The organism is Rhodosalinus sp. 5P4, assembly GCF_041365695.1.
Classification (GTDB): Bacteria; Pseudomonadota; Alphaproteobacteria; order Rhodobacterales; family Rhodobacteraceae; genus Rhodosalinus.
The window spans coordinates 40,857-51,114 of record NZ_JBGFSJ010000010.1; the positions used below are offsets into that span (position 1 = coordinate 40,857).

Sequence of the window (10,258 nt, forward strand, 5' to 3'; positions counted from 1 at the left end):
CCATGACGAACACTTCGAATGCATGGTTGGTGATCGGGTCTGAAGCGAAGACCGGCGCGCACGCATACGACGAATATTCTGTAGCTTTGGCGCGGGTCGGTACGCTGAAGAAGGGTGTAGCCGAGAAAGACAGTATCTTAGTTGTCGACGATTCCGGCAAGCCATTGCGCATCGGTACGGTGTTGCGAATACGCGAAGGCGCCGATGCGACTACAGTGTTTTTCGATCGGCAGGCTGCTTGTGCTGATGGGGCGGACCTCGAAAAAGCCGGGCTTTCAATTCCGTCGAAGGGAGCGATCACACGCCTCCAATGGGACGACTTCGCGGCCGCAGTGCCCGTCCTCACCGGTTTGCCGTTTGAAGACCTGCCTCAAATCGAAGCACAAGAATACATTCGTGATCTCTTGCAACTCGCCGTCACCGACGACTTGCTAGGCCCCGCGAACGGACCTCACGAGCAGATCGTCGATATGGGTGTCCGGGACCGCTATCTGGTCGGCAAGCTCGCGCCGAGACAGCCCGGAAGTGCTGCGACTGGCGGGCTGGAAGGCCTCGAAGGCCCTCTTGATGTAGAGGGCGACGAAGAGGAGCCCGAGGACCTTCAGGTCCATACGGGGCGACACGAAACGGGCGCCGAGTTCGAAACCACGACAGGGCGTGTTGATGCCGAGGCAGAGGCTACGGAAGACATCGACGCCGCCAGCAACCAGTCCCTCGTACCGTCGAGTATCGGCTTCACGTTCTGTGTCGACGGCGATGTCGAGTCCATCGATGTCGAGGCCCGGTGGGGCAAGTATGTCCGGGTCCACGACCATGACCATACCAAATCCGTGAACCGGAAAATCCGTGACGGAGAGGGCAACGTCCTCGAAACGCGGCAGGAGGAGGTAAAGGCTCGGGTCTGGCAGCGTGTCCCATGCGGAGGCACTATCACCCTCCCGCTGACCGAAGGCCCGTTGAGTTCGCGCAAGCCCGACGACGAGAATCCCGATGTGCGCTTGCAGGGAACCGTCCGTGGCAAGAACGCCAACGGCGATCGTCTCGTGACGCTGTTTCTGGTCAACGGACAGGAGGAGCCCGAAGAAAACAGGGACAGCGCTTGGCTCTTCCAGCCCGAGGTGATCGCGACCGCACATGAGGCTGCGCAGGACAACGCGATATTCCGGCGCCGTTTGGCGGTGCCGACCGACGGCGACGATCCGGAACGTGACGCACTGGAGATGGTCTATCGGCGCCAGGTCGAGTTTGCCGTCGGGCACGGCGTTGCTGTTCATGCCGACACGCGCGCGGGCGATTCCGAACGGGCCACGCTCGTCCGCACCGAGGTCATGCCGCAATACGAAGTCCCTGTGACCGAAACGCCGGGCCTCAGGCCGGAAGACCGTTCCGCGATGCAGGAGATGATCGCCGACGGCCATCTCGACATGGAAGTCCTCGCGGACATGGAGCGCGTCGATCTGACGGCGGCACTACAGAAGCTCGCGGACGACTACGGGGCATGGATCGACGAACAGAATGCCCGCATCGGTGAAGAAATCACCGGTCACGACGCACAAGCCGTTCAGGCGCTCGACCGCTGTAAGGATATCAAGCAAAGGCTTGAGGAAGGAATCGCCGTACTGGCGGACACTGGTGACGACAGACCTTTGGAAGCTTTCCGGTTCGCCAACCGCGCTATGGCCCGGCAACGCATTCACAGCATGTTCGCGTTGTCGCGACGTCGCGGGGAGAACAAGCCGCTCTCGGAGTTCGAGATTCGGAAAAACCGTTCGTGGCGCCCCTTCCAACTCGCGTTCGTATTGCTATCGCTGCCGTCTCTTGCCGATCCACTACATCGTGACCGGACAGAGCCGCATCAAGCGCTTGCTGACTTGCTCTGGTTCCCGACCGGGGGCGGAAAGACCGAAGCCTATCTCGGGGTCGCCGCCTTCGCGATGGCGATCAGGCGCCTGCAAGGAAAAATCGATGGGTATGACGGCACGCGGGGGCTCGGAGTCATCATGCGCTACACTCTGCGCCTTCTGACCTTGCAGCAATTCCAGCGGGCATCGACTCTGATTTGCGCCATGGAAGTCATCCGGCGTGACGCACTCGCGAATGGCGATGCGCGTCTCGGACGTTCGCCCTTTACGATCGGTTTGTGGGTCGGAAACAAAGTGACGCCCGGTACGACCGAGGATAGCCACCGTGCCATTCAGGATATCCGCGATCCGGACAAGTACGATGAAGGCAATAGCTCTCCCGCACAGCTGACGAGCTGCCCTTGGTGCGGAACCGAAATCTTCGACAAGCGTGATATCGAGGTCGACAAAGCCCGCAAAAGGACAATCCTGTATTGCGGCGACAAGAAGGGCCGCTGCGCCTTTTCGAAAGGACAATCCAGTCAGGAAGTCCATCCCGGACTTCCGGTGGTGGTGGTCGACGAGGAAATCTATCACAGGCCGCCGTCGATGATGATCGCGACCGTCGACAAGTTCGCATTGATGGCTTGGCGTGGTGAGGCGCGGACCTTGTTCGGTCGGGCGACAACGGCCTGTCCCCGTCACGGGCTCCTTTGGCCTGAGGCGGATTGCACAGGAAACCACCGAGCTTACAAGGGACTTCCGAAGACAAGTGTTCAGACCATCTCACCGCTCCGGCCCCCCGATCTTATCATTCAGGACGAATTCCATCTCATCAGTGGTCCGCTCGGAACGATGGTCGGCCTCTATGAAACCGCCATAGACGAACTATCCGGCTGGAAATCGGGCGATCACGTCGTCCGGCCCAAGATCGTCGCTTCTACGGCAACCGTCCGGAAGGCACCGGAACAGGTCAACAACGTTTTCATGCGTAGGGTCGCGGTATTCCCGCCGCACGGTCTCGACATCAGCGACAATTTTTTCTCGATACAGAGACCGATCGACCAGATACCCGGCCGCCGCTATCTCGGAATTTGCTCCCCCGGAAGCTCGCGTCCAGCTATGCTGATCCGTGTCTACACGGCTTTCTTGACCGCTTCTCAGGCATTATTCGACCGCTTCGGGCAAGCCGCCGACCCGTACATGACAACTGTCGGATACTTCAATTCTTTAAGGGAACTCGGCGGCATGAAGCGTCTTGCCGAGGACGATGTGCAGACCCGATCTTACAGGGTCCAGATGAGCATGGTCGACCGGCCCGGGCTTGCGCAACGCAGTGTGAGCAACATCGGCGAACTCACTTCGAGGGTTTCCAGTCGTGACATCCCGAAGCGGCTCGACCAACTGGAAGTGAAGTTCAAAGCCCGTTTCGATCCGGCTGCCGGAAAATACGTTACCGAATGGGATGAAAACGACGACCGGTCTGTCGATGTCGTGCTCGCGACGAACATGTTGTCCGTCGGGGTCGATGTAAACCGTCTCGGGCTGATGGTGGTCAACGGTCAACCGAAGGGTACCGCCGAATATATCCAGGCCACGAGCCGCGTCGGACGTGCTTCACCCGGTCTCGTTTGTACGGTCCTGACATGGGCGCGCCCTCGCGATCTATCGCACTATGAAACCTTCGAGCACTATCACTCGACGTTCTACAAACATGTGGAAGCCCAGTCCGTAACGCCATTTTCGCCTCGGGCGATGGATCGTGGATTGACCGGCGCACTTATCAGTGTGGCCCGCCTCGCGAACGAAGAATTCAACCCGAATACGGGAGCCGGCGCGCTCGATCGGACCGACAATGACGCAATCGGTCATGCCGCAAGCGTTCTCGTAGAAAGGGCTTGGAACGTCACGCAGGAAAGCAAGATCAAGAGTCTCGCCAACACCGAGATCAAATCGCGGATCGACGAATGGTGCAGCGAAGCGAAAAAGGGCGGACGCACACTCGCATATGAAAAGAAAGGGTCCGGCAAGGATACCATGGTCGCGCTCCTGAAAACGCCCGGCATCAGAGCCTGGGACGATTTTACAGTTCCGATGTCCATGCGTGAGGTCGAGCCCGGCGTGCGGCTCGTGATGAGCAAGGTACGCGGCGGGGCCGGTCCCGAATGGGCGCCGCCGGCTGCCGGAAGCGACGATGACGGGGAGGAGGGCTCATGAGCGGTGATCGCACACCGGTCGGCCAGGTCCGGCCTTCACAGCTTTTGTGGACTTACGGCCCCGGAGCACTCGTCGATCTCCCAAACCTCTCGGTCGTGACGCTTGGGACGGATCGTTGGGAAAAGAGCCGTTGCCAACCGATCGACGAACAAAGACTGCTCGCGGCTGTCAAGCGCGTACTCGGTCCTCAAGTGGAGTCGCTTCGTGTGCCACCCTTCACACGGGAAGAGAATGTCGAACGATATTCGGCGGAATCGCTCATCGGCGTCCCTGTTCGCCCGTTTCCACGCTGGCTACGCTGCGTGAAATGCGGACTCCTGTCCGAGTACGATCTTGGACTTTTCGAATGCAAAGAGCATTTCAAACCCGAACGCACACGTTTTGTCCATAAGGACTGTACTGGCTCGAAGGGCGACCAGAAGGCCAAAGACGCCGATGCCGTTCCCGCCCGTTTCTTGCTGGCATGTCGCGACGGACATCTCGATGACTTTCCGTGGCACTACTTCGTGCATAGCGGACCGTCGGGCTGCAAAGGGACACTGCGCTTCTTCGAAAGCGGGGCTTCGCTACAGACCGAAAACCTCTGGGTAAAATGCGATACTTGCGGGGCATCTCGCAGCATGGCTCATGCGTTCGGCAAAGCCGGCAAAGACAATCTTCCGGCGTGTCGCGGTCGTCACCCCCATCTCGACGAATACGGCGAACGTTGCGAGGAGCAGGCGCGCGCCGTCCTGCTCGGGGCGACAAACAGCTGGTTTCCGATTACGCTCTCGGCGCTCGCCATTCCGGTCGCCGTCGGCTCGGCGCGTGACATTGTCGACGCGCTCTGGGACGACTTCGAAGACGTCGAGGACAAGGCGGAACTCAAGGGTATTCTCAAGGCCTTGAAAAAGAGGGAAGCGATACCCGGCCTCGACGACTTCACGCTCGACGAAATCTGGAGCGCTATCAAAGCGAAAAGGTCCGGCGAAGGTGAATCCGCTGTCGATGCCGCGGATATCAAGGGGCCGGAATGGAAGGTTCTGACAAATCCACATCCGCCGACCGATTGGCCACATTTCCTGAGTAAGCCCGTCGCGGCACCGAAGAGCTTCGAGAAGGGCATCTCGTCAGTGCTGCTTCTCGAACGCTTGCGTGAAGTGAACGCGCTTCTCGGCTTCACTCGTGTCGAAGCGCCGGAGGAAGGTGGGGCGCCGGAAGAAAGACCGGCGCGCGCCGCCTTGTGTAAAGGCGCGCCGGAATGGGTGCCGGCGTCGGAAGTGCATGGCGAAGGTATTTTCATCCGTTTCGACTTGGCGGCCATAGAAGACTGGGAGAAGCGTGACGCCGTGATCACTCGCGACCGTCACCTGACCGGCGGACATCGTGGATGGCGCGCCGCCCGACGGCTCGATCCGGAGGAGCACTATCCCGGAATCCGCTACGCTATGCTCCATACCGTCGCCCATCTGTTGATCCGAGAACTCGCCCTGGAATGCGGTTACAATGCCGCCAGCATCCGGGAACGCATCTACGCCGACACATCCGGCAAGGAAGACCAGGCCGGCATCCTGATCTACACGGCCGCCGCAGATTCCGACGGCACGCTCGGCGGACTGGTGGATCTCGGTCACCCTGAAAATCTGGGTCGCCTTCTAAGGCAGGCCCTCGCGCGGTCCCAGGTCTGTTCGTCCGATCCGCTCTGTGCGGAGCACAGGCCGGAGAAAGACAGGTCTCTGCACGCCGCCGCTTGCCATGCCTGCTCCTTTGTCGCCGAGACCTCTTGCGAGTTCGGCAACCGATATATCGACCGCGCTCTGGTCGTCCCGACCCTGGACGAGACCGGTGCCGCCTTCTTCGATTGAGGAGCGGCATGAACGAGCTTTTGAACGCCATCACCGATATCGTTTCCAATACGCCGCCCAAAAGGGTGACGCATCTTGCCGAATTGATCAAAAGCGAACCGAAGCCCCTAGATCGGCGCAAGCTCGATGCGTGGGCCGTAACACCTGCCGGCAAACGCCGTGCTGCCGCGCTGATCGATGCCTGGAACCGCACAGATATCCCGGCGCCAGAGCTGGCGGGGATGCTCGCCGGGGCGGCATACGCCTACGGCGAGGCGAAAGCCGAAGAGACCGTCGAACTCGTGTGGACCGGACCGTCAAGCGAAATGATCGCGACGCGGAAAACGGAGCAGGCGCTACTGGAAGTCATTCGTGCAGCCGAAACAAAGCTCTTCATGACGAGTTTCGTCGCGTACAAACTGAACTCGATCATAGAAGCTCTGGAAGCCGCCCTTGCGTGTGGTGTGGCCGTCTCCATTCTCCTCGAAGCCAGCGAAGATCACGGTGGGGGCGTTTCGATCGATGGAATCGCTGCGATGAAGAAGGCACTCCCCGAGGTACGTGTGTATTCATGGCGTGAGCGACCGGACGCTTTTGTGGGTGGAAAAGTCCACGCGAAGGTTGCGGTTGCGGACGAACGACGTTGCTTCATTTCCAGTGCCAACCTCACCGGCCATGCCATGGAAAAGAACATGGAGGCCGGAATTCTCGTTTCAGGAGGCACCGTTCCGCAAAATCTGCACCGCCACCTCGACGCACTAGCGGTAACCGGCGTTATCGAAAGGGTGTGACATGGATCGCGTCGGTTCCGAAACCCGTTCACGCATCATGGCCAGTGTTGGCCAGAAGAACACCGGCGCCGAACTGACCCTACGATGCGCTCTGCATCGGGCCGGAATTCGCTATCGCCTTCATGGAAGAGAGCTTCCGGGACGACCTGACCTCGTCCTTCCCAAATTCGGGGCGGTGATCTTTGTCCATGGATGCTATTGGCATAGCCACGGATGCTACCGCTCGACCGTTCCAAAAACGCGCGAGGACTTCTGGCGGGACAAATTCGCTGCCAATCGCGCACGTGATGCCCGCAACGAAGCGGAATTGAGAGAACGCCATTGGCGCGTTATGACCGTTTGGGAGTGCGCGCTCAAAGGTAAGACCGCATGGCCGCTCGAAGATGTCGTCGCGTCTGTCTTCCATTGGCTTCACTCCGAGAATGAAGTCGGAGTGATCGAAGGACATTTACCGGGTTCATTTCCGAAGAAAACGGGGAATTCATGACGATCGTCTGCCTCGGTTGGGGCTCATTGATCTGGGACCCGCGCGCATTGCCTGTTAGTTCGGAGTGGAGGACAGACGGGCCCTCGCTGCCGGTGGAATTCGCGCGGCAATCGAACGATGGCCGCATTACGCTCGTGCTCACGCAAGGCGCCACTCCGATCCAAGTGCGTTGGGCAAAACTCGACGTTTCGTCGGTCGAAGACGCCAAGGATCGGCTCGCCAAAAGGGAGGGTGTGCCGGACAAGTTCGCCCATCGCTCGATCGGTTTTTGGTCTCCGGACGCGGCGAGCGACCATCGTGACACGGATTTGATCGGCGAATGGGCAGACGGATACGGGCATCGCGGAGTCGTCTGGACGGCTTTGAAACCCAAGTTCGGGTCAGAATACATCGCGCCGACAGCCGCTCAGGTCATTGAGTATCTCGAAGGGTTGACGGGCGATCAAGAGAGACGCGCCAAAGAATATATTCGCAGGACGCCGATCCAGATCGCAACTGCCTATCGGCGTGAAATCGAGAGGGCATTGGGCTGGACGCCGCTTATCGATGAGTGAAGAGGCACTGTCGCTACTCGGGGAGAAAATCGAGGAACAAAGGCGCTATCTCGAACACTGGCGCCAGCCCGCCGAGCCGCTCCTCTTCCAAACGGTTCGCACGCTGGACAATCTGTTTTGTGAAGAATTGTTTTATGAAGAGGGGGCGCCGGAACGAACGCCCAAACCGCAATACACTCTGTCTACATGGGGAGTGAACATGGCCCTTTCCCTGATGGTTCCCGAAGCGCTGCCCGACGGGCCGTTCCGCCTTTTCGACGGGTCCGGACAACCGCAGGCTCAAGCCGATGAATTCCTGCTTCAAGCCGGTATCCTCCAGCGGGCCGAAACTCTTGAAGGATGGTTGCGCGAGGGGTTGCTTGGCGCTCGTATCGACCATCTTCGTGACGCGTTACCTTCAGGGACGGAAAAAATCCTCGTTCTGAAGTCCGAACACCCATCCATGTTTGGCGAGGTCGTTGCTCGGACGCACCGGAGCTGGATAAGCGATCTGACGGTAGAACATGACGGACCGTTAGAACGAGAACTTCAGCAACGCCATACAGCGTTGGAGAGCCAACTCGAACGTTCGGTCAGCTGTTTCGGTGGCTGGGGGATCGGCTACACGACGACCGACGAGATCGACAATCATTTTCTGGATATCGGTCGACTGTATCTCAGGCGCATGTGGAGCCAAGACCTCCTCGGGACCGACGACCAAATCGGCGGTGAACCGTTCGGCAACTATCTCGGTGTGCTCGCGGCAGTCGCGGGGCGCGCGCAGAAACACCTTTGCTATGCCTCAATCCTGAAAAGGCGACATCCGGACCTTAAGCTTCGGAATTTGCTGACGACATTTGCGCCGTGTACCGACCTTGTAGAAGGGCTTGCCGCACACCTGGACGCCGAAACCTCGCAGATCGAAAAATTGCTTCGTCCTCTCGTGCTCGGTCCCGACAATCGCGACGTTCACACAGTTTCGGGTGATATGACGTGGGCACCGATCATCCGTTCTTCTGACCGCCATTACATTCTTCCGCTGTACGGGCTTGAAATCAATCCTTTCCTGTTCTTGCTGAGGGACTTGCAGGCCCGCTTCCAAAAGGACTGGTTTCGGGCCGCGAACAACAGGGAGCAGCGATGGCTAACGGACCTGAATCATCTATTCGCGGGAAACAGATGGCAGATCAATGACCAGAACCTCAAACTCCGCGAGGGCGGGAAGACCGTTACCGACATCGACTATATCGCCTACGATAGGGAACACGACCAGCTCGCGATCTTTCAGCTCAAGTGGCAACATCCCGTCGGTATGGACAATCGCGCACGCCGTAGTGCGGGCAAGAACCTCGTTTCCCAGGGAAATGACTGGGTAGAGCGCGTGACAGGTTGGCTGGATCGCAACGGGTTGGCGGAATTCGGTCGAAGAGCAGGCCTCCCGATCGGTGCCGATACCAAAGCCGATCTATTCGTTGTGGCCCGCTACAATGCGTTCTTTAGCGGGTTCTCGTCTCGCGACGATCGCGCCGTGTGGGCCGACTGGAACCATCTGATGCGGGTACGCTACGAGAATCCGCGCGCCACGATTGCCGATATCGCGTCGCTACTGAGAACTGAAGCCGAAGAAATTTCGCGGATATATCCAGGCGAGTCTTACGCCCTTCCCCTCGGCAACCTGGCAGTCATTCTCAATCCAGAAACCGAACCTTAGTTTCCCGCGGTCTTTACGCGGCGTTTGTTCTAAGGAAGGGCGCTGGCTATACAATCTGGAAGTCCGTTTACGCCGACGCAGAGCCTTGGGCGTGGCTATTCAGCCAGCGGCAGAGCCCGGCGGCTCGGTGAGGGTCGGGCTTAGAAAATAGGCTGCAAACGGCAAACAAAGTCCAAGGCGCCCTCCCGCAACCAGCTTCATTTGCCCGCCGGAGTCATCTTCGGCGGGCAAATCCTGTCCAGATCGAGCCCCCGCAACCAAATTCTGACTCAAGTCCAAAGACTTACGAAAAGGCCCCGCGCGCTTCGCCGGGGCCTTTTTGTTTGATTCAAGCATGACTCAAGATTCTGGCCGAGCCTCACTCGGCCGCCGCCTGGCGCCGCCGCCGCGGCCGCGCTGCCAGTGTGGCATCGAGCGGCGCAGCGTCCTTTTCGAAGATCTGGAACAGGTGCTCCACGCGTTCTCGCTCGAACCGGAAGCCGGATCGACGGTAGAGACGATCAACCGCGCGATCGAGGGCTTCGTGCGCCCGGCGCAGCAAAGGTGGCATCGAGTCGCGATCGTAAAGGTCCTCGAGCGTCAGGTTCGGGAAACCTGCTCGGGCATCGAGAACCGCCTGTGCCAGGCTCTCGATCTGCTGCACCTTCGCGGGCGTCATTTCCGGCCAAGGGAACGAGTTGTAGATCGATGGCGAGTAGCTGTAGTCGCTTTTCAGACGCCCGCCGACCGTTCGCATCCAGCCCATGTGCATCGCAGAGGTGAGGATCCCGAAGTACAGTGGCCTGCCCCCTGAAAAGTGGTCCTCCCTGAAGTAGGCTTTCGAGCCAGATGGAGGACGAAGGAATGCCCCAGAAG

Annotated in this window: 7 protein-coding genes; 6 read left to right on the forward strand and 1 reads right to left on the reverse strand. The window is 59.3% G+C overall.

Translation table 11 applies throughout. The features are described 5' to 3' along the window. The first annotated feature begins 2 nt into the window (after nt 1–2). The 6 genes from drmA to AB6A69_RS16045 are packed head-to-tail and all read left to right on the forward strand — an operon-like array spanning nt 3 to nt 9,403. Nucleotides 3–4,058 (forward strand): DISARM system helicase DrmA, encoded by a 4,056-nt coding sequence (drmA, locus tag AB6A69_RS16020; RefSeq protein ID WP_371061537.1) that lies wholly within the window; start codon nt 3–5, stop codon nt 4,056–4,058. Next, complete coding sequence (gene drmB / locus AB6A69_RS16025) at nt 4,055–5,902, forward strand: DrmB family protein (RefSeq protein ID WP_371061538.1); 1,848 nt, start codon at nt 4,055–4,057, stop codon at nt 5,900–5,902. Before drmA ends, drmB begins: the two co-directional genes overlap by 4 nt. A gap of 8 nt (nt 5,903–5,910) precedes the next feature. After that, on the forward strand, nt 5,911–6,672 hold the full coding sequence (drmC, locus tag AB6A69_RS16030; protein WP_371061539.1) for a DISARM system phospholipase D-like protein DrmC: 762 nt from the start codon (nt 5,911–5,913) through the stop codon (nt 6,670–6,672). 1 nt (nt 6,673) lies between these two features. Continuing rightward, nucleotides 6,674–7,159, forward strand: a complete 486-nt coding sequence (locus AB6A69_RS16035; RefSeq protein WP_371061540.1) for a very short patch repair endonuclease — start codon at nt 6,674–6,676, stop codon at nt 7,157–7,159. Then, on the forward strand, nt 7,156–7,713 hold the full coding sequence (locus tag AB6A69_RS16040) for a hypothetical protein (protein ID WP_371061541.1): 558 nt from the start codon (nt 7,156–7,158) through the stop codon (nt 7,711–7,713). Before AB6A69_RS16035 ends, AB6A69_RS16040 begins: the two co-directional genes overlap by 4 nt. After that, nucleotides 7,706–9,403: a hypothetical protein gene (locus AB6A69_RS16045; RefSeq protein WP_371061542.1), complete on the forward strand. Its 1,698-nt coding sequence runs from the start codon at nt 7,706–7,708 to the stop codon at nt 9,401–9,403. Before AB6A69_RS16040 ends, AB6A69_RS16045 begins: the two co-directional genes overlap by 8 nt. A 358-nt stretch (nt 9,404–9,761) precedes the next feature. On the opposite strand, the gene AB6A69_RS16050 is transcribed toward AB6A69_RS16045, so the two are convergent. Continuing rightward, a partial coding sequence (locus AB6A69_RS16050) for a type IIL restriction-modification enzyme MmeI (RefSeq protein WP_371061543.1) occupies nt 9,762–10,258 on the reverse strand: 497 nt, incomplete at its 5' end.

What these genes read in the sequence shown, in the direction of transcription:
- AB6A69_RS16040 (WP_371061541.1), top strand. Translation starts at nt 7,156, where the DNA reads ATGACGATCGTCTGCCTCGGTTGGGGCTCATTGATCTGGGACCCGCGC.
- drmC (WP_371061539.1), top strand. Translation starts at nt 5,911, where the DNA reads ATGAACGAGCTTTTGAACGCCATCACCGATATCGTTTCCAATACGCCG.
- AB6A69_RS16035 (WP_371061540.1), top strand. Translation starts at nt 6,674, where the DNA reads ATGGATCGCGTCGGTTCCGAAACCCGTTCACGCATCATGGCCAGTGTT.
- AB6A69_RS16045 (WP_371061542.1), top strand. Translation starts at nt 7,706, where the DNA reads ATGAGTGAAGAGGCACTGTCGCTACTCGGGGAGAAAATCGAGGAACAA.
- drmA (WP_371061537.1), top strand. Translation starts at nt 3, where the DNA reads ATGACGAACACTTCGAATGCATGGTTGGTGATCGGGTCTGAAGCGAAG.
- drmB (WP_371061538.1), top strand. Translation starts at nt 4,055, where the DNA reads ATGAGCGGTGATCGCACACCGGTCGGCCAGGTCCGGCCTTCACAGCTT.